The sequence below is a fragment of the Streptomyces sp. NBC_01334 genome, assembly GCF_035983595.1.
Lineage (GTDB): Bacteria > Actinomycetota > Actinomycetes > Streptomycetales > Streptomycetaceae > Streptomyces > Streptomyces coriariae.
Map to the genome: position 1 here is coordinate 8,069,537 of NZ_CP130718.1, position 20,903 is coordinate 8,090,439.

Annotated in this window: 20 protein-coding genes; 15 read left to right on the top strand and 5 right to left on the bottom strand. The window is 71.6% G+C overall.

What is annotated here, in order from left to right; translation table 11 throughout:
* The first annotated feature begins 196 nt into the window (after window positions 1-196).
* The 4 genes from OG736_RS35945 (at window position 197) to OG736_RS35960 (ending at window position 4,138) form a co-directional block, all read left to right on the top strand.
* Window positions 197-1,117, top strand: coding sequence for a 2-keto-4-pentenoate hydratase (locus OG736_RS35945; RefSeq protein WP_327186120.1), 921 nt, complete (start codon window positions 197-199; stop codon window positions 1,115-1,117).
* Window positions 1,114-2,085, top strand: coding sequence for an acetaldehyde dehydrogenase (acetylating) (locus OG736_RS35950; protein ID WP_327186121.1), 972 nt, complete (start codon window positions 1,114-1,116; stop codon window positions 2,083-2,085). The genes OG736_RS35945 and OG736_RS35950 overlap by 4 nt, the downstream gene beginning before the upstream one ends.
* A complete protein-coding gene (gene dmpG / locus OG736_RS35955; protein WP_327186122.1) occupies window positions 2,082-3,095 on the top strand; it encodes a 4-hydroxy-2-oxovalerate aldolase in 1,014 nt (337 codons plus the stop codon). The genes OG736_RS35950 and dmpG overlap by 4 nt, the downstream gene beginning before the upstream one ends.
* Window positions 3,096-3,379: 284 nt before the next feature.
* A complete protein-coding gene (locus OG736_RS35960) occupies window positions 3,380-4,138 on the top strand; it encodes an IclR family transcriptional regulator (protein WP_171400623.1) in 759 nt (252 codons plus the stop codon).
* A gap of 75 nt (window positions 4,139-4,213) precedes the next feature.
* On the opposite strand, the gene OG736_RS35965 is transcribed toward OG736_RS35960, so the two are convergent.
* Window positions 4,214-4,984 (bottom strand): SDR family NAD(P)-dependent oxidoreductase, encoded by a 771-nt coding sequence (locus OG736_RS35965; RefSeq protein WP_327186123.1) that lies wholly within the window; start codon window positions 4,982-4,984, stop codon window positions 4,214-4,216.
* Window positions 4,985-4,987: 3 nt separating this feature from the next.
* A complete protein-coding gene (locus OG736_RS35970) occupies window positions 4,988-6,520 on the bottom strand; it encodes an acyl-CoA synthetase (RefSeq protein WP_327186124.1) in 1,533 nt (510 codons plus the stop codon).
* A gap of 168 nt (window positions 6,521-6,688) precedes the next feature.
* On the opposite strand from OG736_RS35970, the gene OG736_RS35975 reads away from it, so the two are divergent.
* Genes OG736_RS35975 through OG736_RS35985 form a run of 3 tightly spaced genes read left to right on the top strand, consistent with a single transcriptional unit; the run spans window position 6,689 to window position 9,732 of the window.
* A complete protein-coding gene (locus OG736_RS35975) occupies window positions 6,689-7,477 on the top strand; it encodes an enoyl-CoA hydratase/isomerase family protein (RefSeq protein ID WP_327186125.1) in 789 nt (262 codons plus the stop codon).
* Window positions 7,478-7,517: 40 nt separating this feature from the next.
* On the top strand, window positions 7,518-8,576 hold the full coding sequence (locus tag OG736_RS35980) for a 2,3-butanediol dehydrogenase (protein ID WP_327186126.1): 1,059 nt from the start codon (window positions 7,518-7,520) through the stop codon (window positions 8,574-8,576).
* Window position 8,577: 1 nt separating this feature from the next.
* On the top strand, window positions 8,578-9,732 hold the full coding sequence (locus OG736_RS35985; protein ID WP_327186127.1) for an acyl-CoA dehydrogenase family protein: 1,155 nt from the start codon (window positions 8,578-8,580) through the stop codon (window positions 9,730-9,732).
* A gap of 41 nt (window positions 9,733-9,773) precedes the next feature.
* Here the strand turns inward: OG736_RS35985 and OG736_RS35990 are convergent, their stop codons facing one another.
* A complete protein-coding gene (locus OG736_RS35990) occupies window positions 9,774-10,481 on the bottom strand; it encodes a TetR/AcrR family transcriptional regulator (protein ID WP_327186128.1) in 708 nt (235 codons plus the stop codon).
* A gap of 211 nt (window positions 10,482-10,692) precedes the next feature.
* Between OG736_RS35990 and OG736_RS35995 the strand changes: the two genes are divergently transcribed.
* Complete coding sequence (locus tag OG736_RS35995; RefSeq protein WP_327186129.1) at window positions 10,693-12,690, top strand: alpha-ketoacid dehydrogenase subunit alpha/beta; 1,998 nt, start codon at window positions 10,693-10,695, stop codon at window positions 12,688-12,690.
* A 134-nt stretch (window positions 12,691-12,824) separates the two neighbouring features.
* On the opposite strand, the gene OG736_RS36000 is transcribed toward OG736_RS35995, so the two are convergent.
* Window positions 12,825-13,871 (bottom strand): cyclase family protein, encoded by a 1,047-nt coding sequence (locus OG736_RS36000; protein WP_327186130.1) that lies wholly within the window; start codon window positions 13,869-13,871, stop codon window positions 12,825-12,827.
* Between the two features lie 164 nt (window positions 13,872-14,035).
* Between OG736_RS36000 and OG736_RS36005 the strand changes: the two genes are divergently transcribed.
* A complete protein-coding gene (locus OG736_RS36005) occupies window positions 14,036-14,434 on the top strand; it encodes a nuclear transport factor 2 family protein (RefSeq protein WP_327186131.1) in 399 nt (132 codons plus the stop codon).
* Window positions 14,435-14,474: 40 nt separating this feature from the next.
* On the top strand, window positions 14,475-14,882 hold the full coding sequence (locus OG736_RS36010) for a nuclear transport factor 2 family protein (RefSeq protein WP_327186132.1): 408 nt from the start codon (window positions 14,475-14,477) through the stop codon (window positions 14,880-14,882).
* A gap of 102 nt (window positions 14,883-14,984) precedes the next feature.
* Here the strand turns inward: OG736_RS36010 and OG736_RS36015 are convergent, their stop codons facing one another.
* Window positions 14,985-16,628, bottom strand: coding sequence for a flavin-containing monooxygenase (locus tag OG736_RS36015; protein WP_327186133.1), 1,644 nt, complete (start codon window positions 16,626-16,628; stop codon window positions 14,985-14,987).
* Window positions 16,629-16,806: 178 nt separating this feature from the next.
* Between OG736_RS36015 and OG736_RS36020 the strand changes: the two genes are divergently transcribed.
* From OG736_RS36020 to OG736_RS36040, 5 genes are all read left to right on the top strand, one after another.
* Window positions 16,807-17,199: a carboxymuconolactone decarboxylase family protein gene (locus OG736_RS36020; protein ID WP_327186134.1), complete on the top strand. Its 393-nt coding sequence runs from the start codon at window positions 16,807-16,809 to the stop codon at window positions 17,197-17,199.
* Window positions 17,200-17,273: 74 nt separating this feature from the next.
* The gene (locus OG736_RS36025) at window positions 17,274-18,014 is read left to right on the top strand and encodes an SDR family NAD(P)-dependent oxidoreductase (protein WP_327186135.1); all 741 of its coding nucleotides are present in this window, start codon (window positions 17,274-17,276) and stop codon (window positions 18,012-18,014) included.
* A 66-nt stretch (window positions 18,015-18,080) separates the two neighbouring features.
* Complete coding sequence (locus OG736_RS36030) at window positions 18,081-19,283, top strand: NAD(P)/FAD-dependent oxidoreductase (RefSeq protein WP_327186136.1); 1,203 nt, start codon at window positions 18,081-18,083, stop codon at window positions 19,281-19,283.
* 19 nt (window positions 19,284-19,302) lie between these two features.
* Window positions 19,303-19,497, top strand: coding sequence for a ferredoxin (locus OG736_RS36035; protein ID WP_020129392.1), 195 nt, complete (start codon window positions 19,303-19,305; stop codon window positions 19,495-19,497).
* Between the two features lie 47 nt (window positions 19,498-19,544).
* Window positions 19,545-20,783, top strand: coding sequence for a cytochrome P450 (locus tag OG736_RS36040; RefSeq protein ID WP_327186137.1), 1,239 nt, complete (start codon window positions 19,545-19,547; stop codon window positions 20,781-20,783).
* Window positions 20,784-20,903: the final 120 nt, after the last annotated feature.

A 20,903-nucleotide genomic window follows, 5' to 3' on the forward strand; every position in this document is an offset into this window, starting at 1 on the left:
GTTCACGGAGCCGGGCAGGGCGAACTCCCGGGCGGCCACGGCGAAGGTAACGAGGCGGCGTGGGCCCGCCGTCGCGGCATCTCGCTGACCGAGACCCGCCCCGTGCCCGGTCCGCGAGTCCCGGTGAGCGGAACACCCCGGGCCCCCGTCCGGTACGGCGGCCCAGGCTGAAGGCCGGCACGACCTGAGGAGGGCAATGACAGACGTCCGGGAACCGACGGCCGTCGCGCACCGTGAGACCGCGGTGGCCGAGGCGGCCGCACGACTCACCCGCGCGGCCGATGACCGCCGGCCCTGCGCGCCGGTGCGCGAGCTGCTCGGCGCGACCGACATCGGCCTCGCGTACGCCGTCCAGCGACGCGTCGTCGGCGACCGGATCGCCTCCGGGGCACGGGTCGTCGGCCGCAAGATCGGGTTGACGTCCGCGTCGGTGCAGCGTCAGGTAGGGGTCGACCGGCCCGACTTCGGCGTCCTCCTGGACGACATGGACGTCTCCGCCCTGTCCGCCGTACCGGGCCACCGGCTGCTCCAGCCCAGGGTCGAGGCGGAGATCGCGTTCGTGCTTGCCGCCGACCTGGACGACGACGACCTCGATGTCGAGCGGGTCCGGTCGGCGGTCGGACACGCCGTGGCCGCGCTGGAGATCGTGGACAGCCGGGTGGCCGACTGGGACATCGCGATCACCGACACGATCGCCGACAACGCGTCCAGCGGCCTGTTCGTGCTCGGCCGGCAGCGGGTCGGTCTCGGGGAGTTCACCCCCCGGGACGTGACCATGCGGCTGTACGCCGACGGCGAGCTCGTCTCCGAGGGCGACGGCGCGGCCTGTCTCGGCGATCCGCTCGCCGCGCTGCTGTGGCTGGCGCGCACGGCCAGGGAGTTCGGCGACCCGCTGCGCGCCGGACAGGTCGTGCTCTCGGGCGCCCTCGGCCCGCTCGTCCCCACCCCGCCCGGCGTCACCGTACGGGCCGAGCTGTCGGGCCTGGGCTCGGTGACGGCGACCTTCGCGCCGGAGGATCCCGAGCCTGCCGAGGCACCCGGAGCTCCCGAGGCGCCCAAGGCTCTTGAGGTACCCAGGCCCCCCGAAAAGCGCGAGGAACTCGAGGAACGCGGATGACGAAGACCAAGGTGGCCGTTGTCGGCTCCGGCAACATCGGCACCGACCTGATGATCAAGGTACTGCGCCTGTCCGACACCCTGGAGATGGCCGCGATGGCCGGCATCGACCCGGACTCGGACGGCCTGGCGCGCGCCGCGCGTCTGAAGGTCCCCGTCACGCACGAGGGCGTGGACGGCCTGATCCGCATGGCCGGCTTCGAGGACATCGAGATCGTCTTCGACGCCACGTCGGCGAAGGCCCATGTCGCGAACGCCGAGAAGCTCGCCCCGTACGGCAAGCGGCTCGTCGACCTCACCCCCGCCGCGATCGGTCCCTTCGTGGTGCCCACGGTGAACCTCGACGAACACCTGGAGAGCGCCGCGAGGTCCGGCAGCGCCGTCGACAACGTCAACATGGTCACCTGCGGCGGCCAGGCGACCATCCCGATCGTCCACGCGGTCAGCCGGGTCACACCGGTGCCCTACGCCGAGATCGTCGCCTCGATCGCGTCCAGGTCGGCCGGACCCGGCACCCGGGCCAACATCGACGAGTTCACCGAGACCACGGCCGGCGCCATCGAGCGGGTGGGCGGTGCCCGCCGGGGCAAGGCGATCATCGTCCTGAACCCGGCGGAACCGCCGCTGATCATGCGGGACACGGTGTACTGCCTGATCGGCGAGGCGGACCACGACGCGGTCCGGACCTCCGTCGAGGAGATGGTGGCCGAGGTCGCCGAGTACGTGCCGGGCTACCGGCTCAAGCAGAAGGTCCAGTTCACGCCGGTGCCCGCCGACGACCCGGTGCACACCCTGCTGCCCGACGGCGACCGCACCGCGGCGACCACGAAGGTCTCCGTGTTCCTGGAGGTGGAGGGCGCCGCCCACTACCTGCCCGCCTACGCCGGCAACCTCGACATCATGACCTCGGCCGCCCTGCGCGTCGCCGAGCGCATCGCCCGGCGGCCGATCACCGAGGTGACCCCGTGACCGCCACCCGCAGGCTCTACGTGCAGGACGTCACCCTCCGGGACGGGATGCACGCCGTCCGGCACCGGATCACGCCCGAGTTCGTGGCCCGGATCTCCGCCGCCCTCGACCGGGCGGGGGTGGACGCGATCGAGGTCGCCCACGGCGACGGACTCGCCGGCGGCAGCCTCAACTACGGGCCGGGCAGCAACACCGACTGGGAGTGGATCGAGGCGGCCGCGGACGCCGTCGACCGCGCGGTCCTCACCACCCTGCTCCTGCCGGGCATCGGCACCGTCGCCGAACTGAAGCGGGCCTACGCCCTCGGGGTCCGCTCGGTGCGCATCGCCACCCACTGCACGGAGGCGGACGTGGCCGCCCAGCACATCGGCACCGCACGGGAACTCGGCATGGACGTCTCGGGCTTCCTGATGATGAGTCACATGACGTCCCCGCAGACCCTGGCCGGCCAGGCCCGGCTGATGGAGTCCTACGGCGCGCACTGCGTGTACGTCACCGACTCCGGCGGCCGGCTGACCATGGACGGGGTGCGCGACCGGATCCGCGCCTACCGGGAGGTGCTCGACCCGGACACCCAGATCGGCGTCCACGCGCACGAGAACCTCTCCCTGTCGGTGGCGAACTCCGTGGTGGCGGTGGAGGAGGGGGCGACCCGGGTCGACGCCTCGCTCGCGGGACAGGGCGCGGGCGCCGGGAACTGCCCGATCGAGCCGTTCGTCGCCGTCGCCAACCTCCAGGGCTGGAAGCACGACTGCGACCTGTACGCCCTTCAGGACGCCGCCGAAGACCTGGTCCGCCCGCTGCAGGACCGGCCGGTGCGGGTCGACCGGGAGACCCTCACGCTGGGCTATGCCGGCGCCTACTCCAGCTTTCTGCGTCACGCCGAGGCCGCGGCGCAGCAGTACGGCCTCGACGCCCGCACCGTCCTGGAGGAGGTCGGCAGGCGCGGCCTCGTCGGCGGGCAGGAGGACATGATCGTGGACATCGCCCTCGACCTCACCCACGGCTGACAGCGGCAGGACGCACCTCGCCGGACGTACCGCTCGCCGGACGTACCGCTCCCCGGAAAGACTCTCCCGGGAGCGGTACGTTTTTGCGTTCCCTTATAAATGGACCGATCGTCCCAATAAATCGGTGCACGAGTCTTTCATCGCGGCCCGGGGCATTGATACCTTGACGCCGGCGCCGAACTAGAATTGATTTCAGTTTGATCAGAGAGGCACCGACGATGACGTCTGCCCTTCGCCTGAGCTCGCGATCCTCCGAGGTCGACGGGTCCGCGTCGCCTCCGTCGATGATGGAGCGCGTAACGCTGATCATGGACCTGTTCGATCGTCCCCAGACCCATCTGACGCTCGAATCCGTCTCGCGCAGGACCCATCTGCCCCGCTCGACCACGCACCGGATACTCGACCAGCTGGTCCGGCTGGACTGGCTGCGCCACACGGTGGCCGGATACACGCTGGGCAGCCGTGCGCTCGGCCTGGGCGGCCGGGAGATCGGGCACAGCGCGCTGCGCGCCGCGGCGGCACCCCACCTGCTGGACCTGGCCGTGCGGACCAGGATGGTCGTCCATCTCGCGGTGCTCGACGGGCCGGAGATCTACTACCTGGACAAGGTGGGGGGCCGGGCCGCGGTGGACATCCCGTCGAAGGTGGGCGGCCGCGCGATCGCCCACTGCACCGGCCTCGGCAAGGCCATGCTCGCCTGGCTGAGCCCGGAGGAGATCGACACGCGGTACGCGCAGCTGATCGAGCGTCGCACCCAGCACAGCATCGGTCATCTCGGCCAACTCCACCGCGAGCTGGGCCTGGTGCGCCGACGAGGCGGACTGGCCATCGACCGGGGAGAGTGCTTCCCGGAGCTCGGCTGTGTCGGCCTCGCGCTGCGTGGTCCGGCCGGACCGGTCGGGGCGATCTCGGTGGTCGGCGACGGCCGTTCCTCGCTGGAGCTCGTCGCCCCGCTGGTGGTCGGCGCGGTGCGGGCCGTCTCCGAGGAGCTCTTCGGCCTGCCGGAGTCGTACCGCCGGGACGTCTCGGACGTCCTCGGATAGCGCGCGGCCGCCCCGGCGGGGCCCGGGGCGGCGCTCCTCGGTCCGGGCCGCGTCAGCCGGCCGCCCGGACGGCGGTCACCACGCCGTCCAGCCGCCGTCCACGGTGACCGTCGTACCCGTGACGAAGCGGGAGGCGTCCGAGGCGAGGAACACCGCCGCGCCGCCCAGTTCCCCGGCGTCGCCCACCCGGCCGAGCGGAGTGCCCCGCACGATCCGCTCACCCCAGCGGCTGTCCAGCAGCCCCGAGCTGAGGTCCGTACGGAAGTAGCCGGGCGCGAGGGCGTTGACGCGCACCCCCCGGGCCGCCCACTCGACGGCGAGCGCCCTGGTGAGGGCCTCGACACCGCCCTTGCTCGCGGCGTACGCGGCGATCCGCTCGAAGCCCGTGCGCGCGTGCACCGACGACACGTTGACGATCGAACCGGATCCCTGCTCCAGCATGACCTTGCCGGCCTCGCGGCAGCAGGAGAAGGTGCCCTGGAGGTTGACGTCGAGCACCCGCCGCCAGTCCTCGTCGGTGACGAACTCGCTGCGGGTGAAGTGCGGACTGACCCCCGCGCAGTTGACGAGGACGTCCAGGCGCCCCGTCGCGTCGGTGATCCGCCCGGCCGTCGCGCGGACCGTGTCCGGATCGGCGACGGAGCCCGGCAGGACCAGCACCTTGCCGCCGTGCCCGGCGAGTTCGGCCTCCAGGCTCCCCAGGTCGGCGGCCGTGCGCGCGGTCACCGCCACGTCCGCCCCGGCCTGGGACAGGGCGACGGCGATCGCCCGGCCGAGACCCTTGCCCGCGCCGGTCACCCAGGCGGTCCTGCCGTCCAGGCGCAGATCGGTGTTGACGTCGGCCATCGTTCAGCCCTCCACGGGGATGTCGCGCAGGGTCCGCTTGAGGACCTTGCCCGAAGGGGTGCGGGGCAGTTCGCCGACGAGGTCGAAACGGGCCGGCACCTTGAACTTGGCCAGGCGCTCCCGGCAGAACTCCCGCAGCTCGTCCGCCCCGGCGGCGGCCCCGGGCCGGAACACCACGAAGGCCCGCGGGACCTCGCCCCAGCGGGGGTGGGTCAGGCCGACCACCGCGGCCTCCAGAACGGCCGGGTGCTCGTAGAGGACCCGTTCGACCTCGGGCGTGGCGATGTTCTCCCCGCCGGAGACGATCATGTCCTTCTTGCGGTCGTCGATGTAGAGGAAGCCGTCCTCGTCGACGTGCCCGATGTCCCCGGTGTGGAACCAGCCGCCCCTGAGCGCCGCGGCCGTGGCCTTCTCGTCACGCCAGTAGCCCGCGAAGACCTTCGGGCCGCGCAGCGTGATCTCGCCCAGTTCGCCGGCCGGGACCTCCTGGTCCGTGTCGTCGACGATCCTGACCCGGGTGTGCGGTACGGGACGGCCGACCGAGCCCAGCTTGGACAGCGCGTGCTCCCGGTCGAGGAAGGTGTCGCCGGAGACCGTCTCGGTCAGTCCGTAGGCGTCGGCGAACCAGGCGTTGGGGAAGGCGTTCATGATCCGCCGCAGCACCGGCTCGGGGGTCTTCTCGCCGCCGCCCACGATGAAGCGCATCGAGGTGGTGTCGTACGACTCCCGGTCCGGGACCTCCAGGACCGCGTTGACCATGACGGGGGCCAGCCAGGCGTTGGTGACCCGGTGTTCCTGGATGGCCCGCAGGACGCCCGCGGCGTCGAACCTGCGCTGGAGGACCACCCCGCCGCCCGCGTACAGCACCGGGAGGGCGGGCATGTCGAGGCCGCCGACGTGGTACAGCGGACCCGCCACCAGTGTCGTGTCCGCCGCGGTCAGGCCGAACTGCACGATCTGCGCCACGTTCTTGGCGTGCAGGTTCCCGTAGGTGATCCGCACGCCCTTGGGCCGCGAGGTGGTGCCGGAGGTGTACATCAGACGCTGGAGGTCGTCCGGCTCGACGTCCACCGGCTCCACCCGCGCGCCCCGGTGCCTCTCCAGCAGCGCCTCGTAGCCGGTCCACCGGTCCGAGGGGGCCGCGCCGTCCACCAGGATCCGCCGCTCCAGGCCGGTCAGCCTTTCGGCGATCCGGTCCGCGGCCCGCAGGAACTCCGGCTCGGTGACGACCGCCTTCGCCCGGGAGTGGTCGAGGATGTACGCCCACTCGTCCTCGGACAGACGGTAGTTCAGCGGCAGGAAGACGGCTCCGACGCGATTGACGGCGTACACCAGCTCCAGGAACTCCGGCCGGTTGTAGAGCAGCAGGCCCACGACGTCGCCGCGCCCGACGCCCAGTTCCGTCAGGCCGGCGGCCAGCCGGTTGACCCGGTCATGGAGGGTGCGCACCGTCAGGCGGCGGTCCTCCTGTGTCACGGCCACGGCGTCGGGCCGCTGGGCCAGATGGTGATCGAGGATGCTCGAGAAATTGTGCACGGCGACTCTCCGGCTCGGCGGCCGGGATTGTCCCGACCGGTCGGTTGCCCGCTCTCAAGATTTAGTGTACCTCTTGGTCTATAAAACTCTTGCCGCACTTTACGACGGAGCGCACCGGTCGACAACCATCCAGGCGGGCGTGATGTCGCTTCCCACGGAGGAGGCCCCGTGCCCCGTATCCGCCTCGACACCGACGGACCCGTCGTCACGGTCCGGCTCGACCATCCGCCGATGAACGCCTTCGACACCGCCCAGCGCGGCGAGCTGGCCGCCCGGGTGCGCGAGCTGGCCGACAGCCGTGCGGTGCGGGCCGTGGTGCTGTACGGAGGTGAGCGGCTGTTCGCCGCCGGGGCGGACGTCGGGGCCCTGGCGGCCATGGACCCCGAGGAAGTACGGGGCTGGAACCGGGCGTTGCAACGGACCTTCGACGAGGTCGCCCGGCTGCCGGTGCCGGTCGTCGCGGCGATCACCGGGTACGCGCTCGGCGGCGGCCTCGAACTGGCCCTCGCCGCCGACTACCGGGTGGCGGCCGACGACGCGGTCCTCGGTCAGCCCGAGGTGCAGCTGGGGATCATGCCGGGCTCCGGCGGCACCCAGCGGCTGACCCGGCTGATCGGGCCGTCGCGGGCCAAGAACCTGCTGATGACCGGCCGCCGGGTGGGCGCCGACGAGGCGCTGCGGCTCGGGCTGGTGGACGAGGTCGTGCCCGCCGGCGAGGTGCACGGCACGGCTCTGCGCTACGCCCGGCGGCTCGCCGAGGGGCCCGCCGCCGCGCTGGAGGCGATCAAGGAGGCCGTGGACCACGGCGCCGACTCCGGCCTGTCCGCCGGGCTCGCGCTCGAACGGTCCCTGTTCACGGGGGTCTTCGGCACCGCCGACGCCACCACCGGGATCCGGTCCTTCCTCGAACACGGCCCCGGCAGGGCGCGCTTCGGGGGTCCCGCGGACGACAGCTGACCGCGCGAGGGGACCGTACGACACGAAAGGGGTGGAGACGATGAAGGCACTGCGCTGGCACGGCGCGCGCGACCTGCGGCTGGAGGAGGTACCCGACCCGCCCGAGCCGGGGCCGCACGAGGCCGTGGTCGAGGTCGCCTGGTGCGGGGTGTGCGGCACCGACCTGCACGAGTTCCTGGAAGGGCCGCACATGATCCGCTCCGGTCCGCACCCGCTGACCGGAGCCAGTCCGCCTCTCGCCCTGGGGCACGAACTGAGCGGCACCGTGGTGGCGTTGGGCGCCGACGTGCCCGGCGTCGCGGTCGGCGACCGGGTCGCAGCCGACCCCGTCTGGCGGTGCGGCGTCTGCTTCTGGTGCGCACGCGGCGAGTACCACATCTGTCCCCGCAGCGGCTCCGTGGGCCTGGCCTCGCCCGGCGCCTTCGCCGACCGCGTCACCGTGCCGATCGCGGGGCTCACGCCGCTTCCCGACAACGTGAGCGACGAGATGGCGGCCGCCGCCGAACCCCTCGCGGTCGGTCTGCACGCCGTCACCCGGGCCGGCGTCCGGCCGGGGGACAACGTCCTCGTCGTCGGCGGCGGACCGATCGGCGTCGCGGTCGTCCTGGCCGCCCGTATCGCCGGCGCGGCCGGACTCTATGTGAGCGAACCCCTCGCCGCGCGCCGCGAGGCGCTCCTCGGACTCGGCGTCACCGAGGCCTTCGACCCGCGCGCGACCGACGTACGCCGCGAGGTGTTCGTCAAGACCGGCCGGATCGGCCCGGACGTCGTCATCGACGCGACCGGTGTCCCCGCGCTCGCGGCGCAGGCCGTCACCACCGTCCGGCGCGGCGGCCGGGTGGTGCTCGCCGGCGTCGGCCACGGCAGCGTCGAGTTCGACATGGGCCAACTCGTCTTCTACGAGCGGTCGGTGGTCGGCACGCTCGGCTACAACTTCGACATCCCCCGGGTGATCGACCTGATGAGCACCGGACGCCTGGACGCGTCCGCCCTGATCACCGGACGTTTCCCGCTCTCGGAAGGAGCCGGGGTCTTCGCGGACCTGGCCGCTGACCGGGCCCGCCACCTCAAGGTTCTGCTGACCCCGAAGGGACTGTGACATGGATTTCGACCTGCCGGAGGAGACCCGGGACCTACAGGACATGGTCCGCGAGTTCGCGGCCAAGGAGATCTCCCCGAACGCGGCCCAGTGGTCGGAGAACGAGGAGTTCCCCACCCCTGTCTTCACCAAGCTCGGCGAACTCGGCCTGATGGGCATGCTCGTCCCCGAGGAGTACGGAGGCGCGGGTTCCGACATGGTCTCCTACGTCGCCGTCATGGAGGAACTCGGCGCCGCCGACCAGTCGGTGGCCTCCTCCTGGAACGCGCACTCCACCATCGCCACCCTTCCGCTGCTGGCCTACGGCACCGAAGAGCAGAAGCAGCGCTGGCTGGCGCCGCTGGCCCGGGGCGAGGCACTCGGCGCGTTCGGCCTGACCGAGCCGGGCGCCGGGTCCGACGCGGCCGGCATCACCACCACCGCCCGCCGGACGGACGGCGGTTGGGTGATCGACGGCACCAAGATGTTCATCACCAACGCCGGCACCGACATCAGCCAGGGCGTCACCCTGCTGGCCACCACCGGCCGTGACGAGGACGGGCGGAAACGCTTCGCCACCTTCTACGTGCCGACCGGCACGCCCGGGTACACGTGTGGGGCCAAGCTGAGGAAACTCGGCTGGCACGCCATGGACACCCGTGAACTGGTCTTCGCCGACTGCTTCGTCCCCGACGGCCATCTCGTCGGCGAGGAGGGGGGCGGGCTGCGCCAGTTCCTCTCCGTGCTGGACAAGGGCCGCATCAGCGTCGCCGCCCTGGGGCTGTCGCTGGCCAAGGCGGCCCTCGCGCTCGCCGTCAAACACGCCACGGAACGGCACCAGTTCGGCCGTCCGCTGTCGGCGTTCCAGGCCGTCGCCCACAAGATCGCCGACATCGGCACGGAGTTCGAGGCCGCCCGGTGGATGGTCTACCGGGCCGCCTGGCTCGCCGACCAGGGGCGCCCGTACGGCACGGAGGCCGCCATGGCGAAGCTGTACGCCTCCGAGGTCGCCAACCGGGCCGCCTCCCAGGCGGTGCAGATCCACGGCGGATACGGCTATGTGCGGGAGTCGGAGATCTCGCGGTTCTACGCCGACGCCAAGATCCTCGAGATCGGCGAGGGCACGAACGAGATCCAGCGCGATGTCATCGCCAGGGCGCTGGTGAAGCAGGTGTGAGCGGCGAAGGGGCCCGCGGCGGGTGCCGCGAGCCCCTTCGATCAGCTCGCCACCGAGGCGGACCGCCACTCGGTTTCCGGATCGAGGGGCAGATCGGGGCGCTCGCGCTTGAACGCCGCCGCCGCCTCCTCGACGTCCGGCAGGGCGGCGGCGGGCGCGCCGAACCCGCGCAGCAGGGTGTCGCAGTAAGCGCGGGACAGATACGCGGCGTCCCAGCGGCCGTCCGGCTTCACCCACTGGTAGGTGTGGTTGTGCAGGTTGAGGAACTGGAGGGTGGCCACGTGCGGGTCGACCGCGCGGAAGCTGCCCCGCTCCATGGCCTGGGTGAGCAGACCCCGGACCAGCCGCTCGAACTCGGCGCGCTGGCCGAGCAGGGTCGTCAGGTGGTCGCCGGTGAGGCTGCGGTAGTCGTGCTCGTAGACCCAGATGTGGTCGAGCCTGCGGAAGATGATCGTCAGCAGCGACTCCGACAGCAGCCGCAGCCGCACCAGCGGATCCGCGTCGAGCGCCGCGATCTCCCTCGCCCGGGAGAGCAGCGGGGCCATCACCCGGGACTGGATCTCGATCAGCAGGTTCTCCTTGGAGTCGATGTAGTAGTACAGCGCCCCCTTGGCGAGCCCGACCGCCCGGCCCAGGTCGTTGACGGAGGTCGCCGCGTAGCCCTGGCGGGCGAACAGTTCGGCGGCCGTGTCGATGATCTTCTGGCGTCTGACCTCGAAACCCGGCCCGTGGCCCGGTGGTCTGGGCATTGCTCCACTCCCCGCCTGATGTGCCGACGTGTCGGTACGACCTGTCCCGGGCCCGCGTCCGGACTGCCCGTGGGCACGTCCGGGGGGAAGCGGGCCCGGGGACATCGTTTCTGTTGTGCTCGAAGAAGTTTGCTAGACCAGACGGTACATTAAAAGTAGGACTCAGACGGTGCGGCCTTGAGCCGCCCCGGCGAGCATTGCGAGGACGCGCATGACGACGACCGAGGCACCCCAGCAGACCGGAGCGGGATCCGCGCACGCGGACCAGCTCCTGGAGATGTATCGCCGGATGCGCCGTATCCGGCGTTTCGAGGAGCGGGCGTCCGAGCTGTACAAGGCGACGGAGATCCCCGGCTTCCTGCACCTGTCGATCGGTCAGGAGGCCAGCGCCGTGGGCGCCTGCTGGCCGCTCGGTCCCCGTGACGGGATCACCTCCACCCACCGCGGTCACGGCCATGTCCTGGCCAAGGGGCTGGACTCGGCGTCCATGATGGCCGAGCTGATGGGCAAGGAGGCGGGTACGTGTCACGGCCGCGGCGGCTCGATGCACATCGCGGACCCCGGCCTCGGCATCTACGGCGCCAACGGGATCGTCGGCGCCGGACTCCCGATCGCCACCGGCGTGGCGACCGCGGCCAAACTGCGTGCCGCGGGTGACGTGGTGGTGGCGTTCTTCGGGGACGGAGCGGTCGCGCAGGGCATGTTCCACGAGGCGGTCAACCTGGCCGCCGTGTGGGACCTGCCGGTCGTCTTCCTCTGCGAGAACAACCACTACTCCGAGTTCTCGCCCGCCGCCGAGCAGCACCGGGCCCCGCTCTCCGCCCGGGCCGCGGGGTACGGCATCGGGTACGCGCACGTCGACGGCAACGACGTCCTGGCGGTGGCCGGGATGATGACCGACGTGGTGGAGCGGCTGCGGGGCGGCGGCGGTCCGGTCCTGGTGGAGGCCGAGACCTATCGCTGGCACGGCCACTACGAGGGCGACCCCGAGCGCTACCGCAGCACGCAGGAGGTCGCCGCCGCCAAGGAACGCGACCCGTTGTTGGTGGCCCGCCGGCACCTGGCGGCGGCGGGCGTGCCGGCCGCGGCCGCCGACGCGGTCGACGAGGAGATCGACAAGGAGATCGAGGCGGCGGTCGAGTGGGCCAGGGGCCTGCCCGAGCCGGCCCCCGAGACCCTGTACGACTTCGTCTCGGCCCCGCGTCCCGCCCGGCCCGAGCCCGCCCCGGCCACCGGCGAGGTCTTCCGCTCGATGGACGCCGTACGGCTCGCCCTGGAGCACGAACTCGCGGCCGATCCCGCCGTGTTCGTCGCCGGTATCGACGTCGGCGCGGGCGGGAACGTCTTCGGGCTGACCCGGGGCCTGGCCGAGGCGTTCCCGGGCCGCGTCCGGGACACGCCGATCAGCGAGAGCGCCGTCCTCGGCACGGCGGTGGGGGCGGCCATGGCCGGAATGAAACCGGTCGTCGAGATCATGTACATGGACTTCATCGGCGTCTGCCTCGACATGCTGCTCAACCAGGCCGCCAAGCTGCGCTTCATGACCGGCGGCCGGGCCGCCATGCCCCTGGTGGTGCGCACCCAGTTCGGTGCCGGGCGCTCCTCCGGCAGCCAGCACTCGCAGAGCCTGGAAGCGCTGCTGGCCCACATCCCGGGGCTGACGGTGGTGATGCCGTCCAACCCGGCCGACACCTACGGCCTGCTGCGCGCCGCCATCCAGGACCCCAACCCGGTCGTCTTCGTCGAGAACCGGCTCCAGTACGGCTTCAAGGGCCCGAAGCCACCGGTCGACCACATGGTCCCGCTGGGCCGGGCGAAGGTGGTCCGCGAAGGCACCGACATCACGCTCGTCTCCTGGTCGCGGATGGTCCAGGACGCCCTGGCCGCCGCGGAGTCGCTCGCCGCCGAGGGCGTGAGCGTGGAGGTGATCGACCTGCGCACCATCGCCCCGCTGGACCGGGAGACGGTGCTCGCCTCCCTCGCCAGGACCAACCGGCTGGTCATCGCGCACGAGGCGGTACGGGACTTCGGCGTCGGCGCCGAACTCGCGGCGCTCGCCGTCGACGAGGGGTTCTGGCACCTGGACGCGCCCGTCACCCGGGTGGCGCCGCCCCCGATGCCCGCGCCCTACGCGCCCTCGCTGGAACGGCTGTGGCTGCCCTCGGCCGACACCATCGCCGACACGCTGCGGCGTATCGCGGCGGTGTGAGAAGGATGCGACGGCAAGGGGGAGGCCCCGGGACGTTCGTCCCGGGGCCTCCCCCTTGTGCGGACCGCCGTCGGCCCGGCTGTGCCGGCAGGGCCAGGGCGTGGGCCGACGGCGGATCCGGTCCCGCCCGTGTGTCAGACGGTCGCGACCGGGGTGAGCGGACTGCCCTGGGTGCCGGGCAGGTTGAGCGGGGGAGCGGTGAGCAGGAAGCGGCTGCGGCCGTGCTCGCGGAGCCAGGCCGCGAGGTCGTGCAGGTACCACAGTTCGCCCAGCGGGACGCCGAGCTTGAACAGGCACAGATGGTGGATGGGCAGCAGCGTGTGCGGGCCCTGGGCCTGGGTGACGCCCACGCCCTCGACCGCGTAGTTGTCGGCCACCAGCCCCGCGATCTGCGACTCGGCGATCCAGTCGAGCAGCGCCGGGTCGTCCGCGTCGAGATAGGCGGCGGTCCGGTGGATGGCCACCGGGTCGGGGTTCTTCTCCCAGGCCAGCAGTTGGGTGGCGAAGCCGGTGTGCAGCAGGAGGATGTCGCCGGGCTCCACCACGACGTCGTCGGCCGCCATGATCTCCTGGAGTTTCGCCAGGTCGACCGCCTGGTAGCCGGTGCCCAGGTGGTGCGCGAGGTCGATCAGGACGCCCCGGCCCTGCACCCCGTGCTCCGCCATGTGCTCCAGGCCGAGGTGGCGGGCGAAGCTGAGGCTCCCGCTGCCGTCCCCCTTGGCGTCCTCCCGCGGTCCGACGAGGTCGGTGTCCGGCCGGTAGCCGTTGTAGTAGACCGGCTCGGCGACGCCGTCGCCGTCGGCGTCGAACTCGGCGCCCTGGTGGGCGAGGGAGTCCCACTGGGTCGAGTACTGGAGCCACAGGGTCACCACGTCGTCGGACCACACGTCGACCAGGTCCGGCGAGAAGTGCTCGCTCGCCTTGATGTTGTAGAAGACGTCCTGCTGGTGCTGGAGATCCTCGGTGGGCCGCAGGATCGGCGGGTAACGGCGCTGGTTCAGGGAGGTGCCGCCCGGATAGTCGAGCGGCAGGCTCAGGCTGAAGGTGATCCCGTGCTCGACCTCGCGGACCCCCTGGAGGACCTTCTCCGGCGTCATCAGGTTGATGCGCCCCAGTTCGTCGTCCTCACCGAACTCGCCCCATGTCGAACCGGGCGGCCGCTGCTTCCAACGCTTCGTCACGATAAACGCCTCCTCAGGCGACAGGTCCCCGTTGACTGCCATCCGCATGCTATGAAGATTGTACCGTTCGGTCAACAAGTCTGATTGCTTGAAATTGCGGCTTCAGATTATCCGGGCTTCAGTAATAGACTGACTGGTCGAAACGTCTATCCCTTGGAGGGGCAATGAGCGAATCCACACAGGCGTGGGTCGCGGCGGGCGTGCGTGCCGTGATCGGGGCGCACACACAGGCCCAGGACGCCGGCCGCACCGACGACGTCGTCGCGCTGTACACACCCGACGCGGTCCTGGAGCTGCCGGGGACGGATCCCCTCCAGGGGCACGACGCGCTGCGCGAGGCCTTCAAGGGATGGGCGCCCGTCCAGCCGCAACTGCACCTGGTGACCAACACCGTCGTCACCGCCCTGGGGCCCGACGAGGCGACGGCGGCGAGCGACGTGGCCTTCCTCCAGCGCGGCGAGGCGGGCTGGGCGGTGCAGGTCGTCGGGCACTACGACGACACGCTGCGCCGCGTCGACGGCACCTGGCTGCTGCGGCGCAGGAAGACGACGTATCAGGTCTGACCGCCGTCCTCCCGTCCCACCCCTTCGACCCTGGAGAGAGATGAGTACGACTTCTGCCGACACCGAGGCCTCGGTCGCCGCCGGTGTGCACTTCGCCATCGCCGCCTACGCGCAGGCGCTGGACGCCAGCCGCACCGACGACCTCGCCGACCTCTTCGTGCCGGACGGCGTCGCCGAGATAGCCGGCCTGGCCACCTTCGAGGGCCGGGACGCGATCAGGGAGGGCTTCGCCGGCTTCGCGCCGACCGAGCCGCAGCTGCACCTGGTGGCCAACACGGTGCTCACCTCGTACACCGACGAGGAGGCCACGGCCGTCAGCGACCTGGCGTTCTTCCAGCGCGGAGAGTCGGGCTGGACGGTACAGCTGGTCGGCCGCTACGACGACACGCTGCGCCGGCACGACGGCGTCTGGAAGTTCGGTCGCAGGGTGACCACCTTCCGGTCCTAGCGGACCGCCTTTGTCCTGGCGGACCGCCTTTGTCCTGGCGGACCGCCAGGACCCGGACGCCCGTGCCGCCCGCGAAGCAGGCGGCACGGGCGTTCCGCCTGCTCAGACCCCCGGATCCGGGGCCTGGGCCTTGGTGAAGGCGAAGGCCGGGAAGTCGTTCTCCACCGACTCGCGGATCAGCTCCTGGAGCTTCCAGCGCCCGGTCGGGTTGAGCAGCTGCTTGACCGGCTTGCCGGGGATGTTGGCACCGTAGAAGTAGCTGCTCTTGAGGAAGGACGACTGTCCCGAGCTGTCGTTGACGAGGTCCGTCCACTCCTGCTCGGCGGCGGTCGTGACCTCGACGACGTCGTGGCCGTGTTCGCGCGCGTGGACGAGCAGGTCCATGACGTAGTCCACCTGGTCGCCGGAGTAGCGCGGGTTGTTGCCGAGCGCGCCGTGCGGTCCGCCGGGGAACCAGAAGTTGGGGAAGCCGGCGGTCGTCACCCCGAGATAGGTCGACGGCCCGTCCGCCCAGTGCTCCTCCAGGGGGAGACCCCGGCGGCCGCGCACGCCGAGGCGGTTGAGGGCGCCGGTGCCGAAGTCGTAGCCGGTGGCCCAGATGATGATGTCGAACTCCTGGTGGCCCTCGGAGGTCTCGATCCCGGTCTCGGTGATGCGGACGATCGGCGTCTCGTTGATGTCGACGAGCTGGACGGCCGGCTTGTTGTACGCCTCGTAGTAGCCGGTGCCGAACGGGGGCCGCCGGCCGCCGTAGCCGTGCCCCTTGGGGATCAGCTTCTCGGCCGTCGCCGGATCCTCGACGATGGAGCGGATCTTGGCGGCGATGAACTCGCACCACTCCTCGTTGACCGTGGGGTTCGTGGTCATGTCGTAGTAGTGCTCGGAGAGCTTCGTGAAGCCGGGGCCGTTCCACCGCGTCTCGTAGAACTCCTGGCGCTGCTCGGGGGAGTCCTCCAGGCCCGACCGCATGGTGATCTGGTGCAGGAAGCCGCTCGGCGAGGCGTCGAGGGTGTCCCGGATGGACTCGTAGCCGCCCTTGAGCTCGGCCTGTTCCTCGGACGTGATCGGCCGGTTGTTGAGCGGGGTCAGCCAGTCGGCCACCTTCTGGTACACCGTCAGTCGTGCGACCTCGTCGGCGATCGCGGGCACGATCTGGACGCCGCTGGATCCGGTGCCGATCTGGGCCACCCGCTTGCCGGCGAAGTCCACCGGGGTCGCGGGCCAGCGGCCGGTGTGGTGCTGCTCGCCGCGGAAGTCCTCGCGGCCCGGGATGCCGGGGACGAAGGGCACGGAGAGGATGCCGGTCGCGGCCACGACGTGACGCGCCCGGTGTTCGGTGCCGTCCTCGGTGCGCACGGCCCAGGTGCCGGACGCCTCGTCCCAGACCGCCTCGGTCACCTTCGCGTCGAACAGCATGTGGCGTCGCAGGTCGAACCGGTCGACCACGTGGTTGAAGTAGCGCTCGATCTCCGGCTGGCCGGCGAAGTGCTCCGACCACTCCCACTCCTCCCACAGCTCCTTGGAGAACAGGTAGCCGTAGGTGTAGCTCTCGGAGTCGAAGCGCGCCTCGGGGTAGCGGTTCCAGTACCAGGTGCCGCCCACGCCGCTGCCCGCCTCGAGCAGCTTCGTCGAGAACCCGGACTCCCGGGCCCGGTACAGCTGGCCGATGCCGGTGACACCGGCGCCGATGACCAGTACGTCCACGAGGCCCTGGTCCGCCGGGCCCGTCTTCGTGGTGTCGCTCATGTGCTCTCCCGCGTGAGCCTTGATTGTTATGTCGACCGGTCGATCGAATATTGAGGTGAGAGTAGAGGAGGTGTCGGATTCGTTCAATGGATGCGAATCTCGGCCGGGACATTGATTGTACCGACCGTCTGGTCTAACTTTCGCTTCAGGGACGCGAAGCCGCGCGACGGGAGCAGTCATGAGTGACAACAGCGTCGAGGAATCCACCGATCTGCGGGCCGCGGGCTGGAAGGCCATGCGGGCCGCCCTGCCGGGCGTCTTCCCCGAGGACGACATCGATCTGCGGGACGGCCGCTTCGGGGAGGAACTCGTCGACATCGGTCTCACCAGCGTCTGGGGAGCGCTGTGGGGGCGCGAGGGGCTCGCCCCGCGCGACCGCAGCCTGGTCACGCTCGGGATCCTCATCGCCCTCGGCGCCGAGACCGAGCTGAAGACCCACGTCCGGATCGCCCTGACGAACGGCCTGACCCAGGACGAGATCGCCGAGGTCGTCTACCACTCCAGCGGCTACACCGGGTTCCCGCGGGCGGTCGCCGCCCGCACCGCCGCCCGCGAGGCGCTGGAGGGCTGACGGCCCCGCCCGGGTGTACTCCGCGCCCGGGTGACAGCGAGCGGGGGCCCACACCGAGCACACGAGGAGCACACATGTCACTTCAGGGAAAGGTCGCGGTCGTCACCGGCGGCGCGCGGGGAATCGGACGCGGGATCGCGACCGTGCTCGCGGCCAAGGGCGCCGCCGTGGCGGTCTGGGACCTGAACACCGAGGGCGCCGAGAAGACCGCCGCGGAGATCCGGGCGGCCGGCGGCACGGCCCTCGCGGTGGGCGGTGACGCCGCCGACGCCGCGGCCGTGGCCCGCTCCGCGGCACGCACCCGCGACGAACTGGGGCCGGTCGCGATCCTCGTCAACAACGCGGGGACGACCGCCTACGAGCCCTTCACCCGGATCAGCGAGGCGTCCTGGGACCGCATGATCGGGATCAACCTCAAGGGACCGTTCCTGGTCACCCGGGAGCTGGTGCCCGACATGCTCGAGGCGGGCTGGGGCCGGATCGTCAACATCTCCTCGTCCTCCGCCCAGACCGGCGCGCCCGCCATGGCGCACTACGCGGCCTCCAAGGGCGGCGTCATCGGCCTCACCAGGGCGCTGGCGGTCGAGTACATCGACAAGGGGATCACCGTCAACCACGTCCCGCCGGGGTTCATCGACACCCCGCTGGTGCGCCAGGGCCCCGTCGACGTGGACGCGGTCGCGGCCACCATGCCGATGAAGCGGGCCGGTACGCCCGAGGACGTCGCACACGCGGTGGCCTACCTGGCCTCGCCGGAGGCGGGCTATGTGACCGGCCAGACCTTCAGCGTCAACGGCGGGCGCTACCTCACCTGACCGAGCCGTCCGTCCGCACCCGGAACACCGCACCGACACCGCACCAACGCCGCACTGGAGCCGAGAATGAGCATCGACGACGTCAGGGCGCCGGCCCGCGTCCTGGTGGTGGGCGCCTCCGCGTCCGGACTGACCACCGTGGAGACCCTGCGCCGCAAGGGCTACGAGGGCCGGATCACGGTGCTCGGCGACGAGCCGCACGCCCCGTACGACCGGCCGCCGCTGTCCAAGCAGGTGCTCTCCGGCGCCTGGGAGCCGGAGCGGGCCGCACTGCGCACCCAGGACGTGCTGGCGGCGCTCGACGCCGAGTTCGTCCTGGGCGACCCGGCGGTCGCACTGGACCGGGCGTCGCGCGGTGTCCGTACGGAGTCCGGGCGGGAGCTGCGGGCCGACGCGATCGTCATCGCCACGGGGGTCCGGGCCCGGCGCCTGCCCGGCTCGGCCGACCTCGCCGGCGTCCACGTACTGCGCACCCTCGACGACGCGCTGGCCCTGCGCGCCGGTCTGCCGGCCGGCACCCGGCTGGTGGTCGTCGGCGAGGGCGTGCTCGGCTCCGAGATCGCGGCCACCGCACGGACCCTGGGCCTGGACGTCACGCTCACCGGCCCGCTGTCGGCGCCGATGGCGCTCCAGGTGGGCCCGTTGGTGTCGGGCGTGCTGGCCGACCTGCACACCGAGCGGGGCGTCGAGCTCAGGCTCGGACACGGCGTCGTCGGACTCACGGCCGGGGGCGGCCGGGTCACCGGCGTCCGGCTCGCCACCGACGAGGTGCTCCCGGCCGACGCGGTGGTCGTGGCGATCGGCGCGACCCCGGCGACGGAGTGGCTCGCCGACAGCGGGCTGGAGCTCGACAACGGGGTGGTGTGCGACTCCCACTGCCGGGCGGAGGAGGGGATCTACGCCGTCGGCGACGTGGCCCGCTGGCACCACGAGGGACTCGGCCGGCTCGTCCGCCTGGAGAACCGGACCAACGCCACGGAACAGGCCATGGCGGTCGCCGGGGAGATCCTCGGCGCGGACCGGCCGTACGCACCGGTGCCGTACTTCTGGACCGACCAGTACGACGCCAAGCTCCAGGTGCACGGCTTCCTGCCCGCCGACGCCGAAGTGGACGTCGTCGAGGGTGATCTGACGGCCCGCCGTTTCGTCGCCCGGTACCGCAGCGAGGGCCGGGTCACCGGGGTGCTCGGCTGGAACATGCCCAAGCAGGCCCGCATGCGCCGTCAGGAGATCGTCGACGGTCTCGTCGCTCCCGCCCCGACCCACTGAACGATCAGGAGAGATTCCCATGAAGGTTGTCGTCGACGAGGAGAAGTGCGTCGCCGCCGGACAGTGCGTGGCCGCCGCCATGGACGTGTTCGACCAGCGCGAGGACGACGGCATCGTCGTCCTGCTGGACGAGAACCCGCCGGCCGAACTGGCCGAGGACGTCCGCAACGCCGCCGCGGTGTGCCCGGCGCTCGCGATCCGCCTCGAGGAGTAGACCCCGAACTTTGCCCCATCCCCCCATCCCTCACCGGAGGAACACCCATGGCCGAGGCAGACACCCGGGACGCGCCCGACGAGTCCCTCTACTTCTACCAGGACGAGCGGGACGCCAAGTGCCCCTTCGCCCCGCCGCCCGGACTGCGCGCCCTGAACGACAAGGGTCCCGTGACCCGCGGCCGGATCTGGGACGGCAGCACCCCGTGGCTGGTCACGGGCCACGCCGCCCAGCGCGCCATCCTGTCCGACCCCCGGGTCAGCTCGGACGACAAGCGGCCGGGATTCCCGTATCCCAACCGGGCCATGGCGGAGACCGCCCCGCACCACCCGCTCACGATCTTCAACGCCGACGGCGCCGACCACACGCGGATCCGCCGCATGATGACCCGCCCGTTCACCCGCCCCCGTATGGAGGCGCTGCGGCCGGACATCCAGCGGTTCACGGACGAGCTCATCGACAGGATGCTGGCGGGCCCGAAGCCGGTGAACCTGGTGACGGCGCTGTCGCTGCCGCTGCCCTCGCTGATGATCTGCGCGCTGCTCGGTGTGCCGTACGAGGACCACGACTTCTTCCAGGAGCACGCCTCCTTCGCCACCAGGAGCGACAAGACGGCCGACGACGACCGCCGGGCGAGCGAGGCGCTGGGCGGCTATCTCGCCGGGCTGCTCCGGAAGAAGATGGAGGAACCCGCGGACGACGTGCTCTCCGACTTCGCCGCGCGGATCAAGGAGGGCGACCTCACCCTCCCCGAGGCCACCCTGCTCTCCATGATCCTGCTGATCGCAGGTCACGAGACCAGCGCGACCATGATCACGCTGGGCACCGCCCTGCTGCTGGAGAACCCCGACGAGATCGCGCGGCTGCGCGAGGTCGAGGACACCCGGGACGCCGCGGGCGCGGTCGAGGAGATCCTGCGCTACCTGACCGTCGCGATGTTCGGACAGCGGCGCATCGCCGCCGAGGACTTCGAGTTCGAGGGCGCGCAGATCAAGGCGGGGGACGGCATCGTCGTCCCGCTGCCGGCCGGCAACTGGGATCCCGAGGCGTTCCCCGAGCCCGAGAAGCTCGACCTCACCCGCAAGGCGAACCACCACCACGCCTTCGGCTGGGGCATCCACCAGTGCCTGGGTCAGCAGCTCGCCCGGATCGAACTCCAGGTCGTCTACGGCACGCTCTACCGGCGCGTCCCGACCCTCCGTCTCGCGGTCGACCGCGACGAGCTCGCGTTCCGTCCGGCCGACGCGCTCGCCTTCGGGATCAGCGAGCTGCCGGTGACCTGGTAGCGCCGCATCGCCGCACCACCCCGGGCGCCTCGGCGCCGACCGGCCGGTCCCACCCACCCGGGCGGGACCGGCCAGCGCATCCACCACCGGCATCCGCCAGCGACATCCACCACCGCATCC

Coding starts and splice junctions, on each gene's coding strand:
- OG736_RS35945 (WP_327186120.1), top strand. CDS start 197: ATGACAGACGTCCGGGAACCGACGGCCGTCGCGCACCGTGAGACCGCG.
- OG736_RS35950 (WP_327186121.1), top strand. CDS start 1,114: ATGACGAAGACCAAGGTGGCCGTTGTCGGCTCCGGCAACATCGGCACC.
- OG736_RS35960 (WP_171400623.1), top strand. CDS start 3,380: ATGATGGAGCGCGTAACGCTGATCATGGACCTGTTCGATCGTCCCCAG.
- OG736_RS35965 (WP_327186123.1), bottom strand. CDS start 4,984: ATGGCCGACGTCAACACCGATCTGCGCCTGGACGGCAGGACCGCCTGG.
- OG736_RS35980 (WP_327186126.1), top strand. CDS start 7,518: ATGAAGGCACTGCGCTGGCACGGCGCGCGCGACCTGCGGCTGGAGGAG.
- OG736_RS35985 (WP_327186127.1), top strand. CDS start 8,578: ATGGATTTCGACCTGCCGGAGGAGACCCGGGACCTACAGGACATGGTC.
- OG736_RS35990 (WP_327186128.1), bottom strand. CDS start 10,481: ATGCCCAGACCACCGGGCCACGGGCCGGGTTTCGAGGTCAGACGCCAG.
- OG736_RS35995 (WP_327186129.1), top strand. CDS start 10,693: ATGACGACGACCGAGGCACCCCAGCAGACCGGAGCGGGATCCGCGCAC.
- OG736_RS36005 (WP_327186131.1), top strand. CDS start 14,036: ATGAGCGAATCCACACAGGCGTGGGTCGCGGCGGGCGTGCGTGCCGTG.
- OG736_RS36010 (WP_327186132.1), top strand. CDS start 14,475: ATGAGTACGACTTCTGCCGACACCGAGGCCTCGGTCGCCGCCGGTGTG.
- OG736_RS36015 (WP_327186133.1), bottom strand. CDS start 16,628: ATGAGCGACACCACGAAGACGGGCCCGGCGGACCAGGGCCTCGTGGAC.
- OG736_RS36020 (WP_327186134.1), top strand. CDS start 16,807: ATGAGTGACAACAGCGTCGAGGAATCCACCGATCTGCGGGCCGCGGGC.
- OG736_RS36025 (WP_327186135.1), top strand. CDS start 17,274: ATGTCACTTCAGGGAAAGGTCGCGGTCGTCACCGGCGGCGCGCGGGGA.
- OG736_RS36030 (WP_327186136.1), top strand. CDS start 18,081: ATGAGCATCGACGACGTCAGGGCGCCGGCCCGCGTCCTGGTGGTGGGC.
- OG736_RS36035 (WP_020129392.1), top strand. CDS start 19,303: ATGAAGGTTGTCGTCGACGAGGAGAAGTGCGTCGCCGCCGGACAGTGC.
- OG736_RS36040 (WP_327186137.1), top strand. CDS start 19,545: ATGGCCGAGGCAGACACCCGGGACGCGCCCGACGAGTCCCTCTACTTC.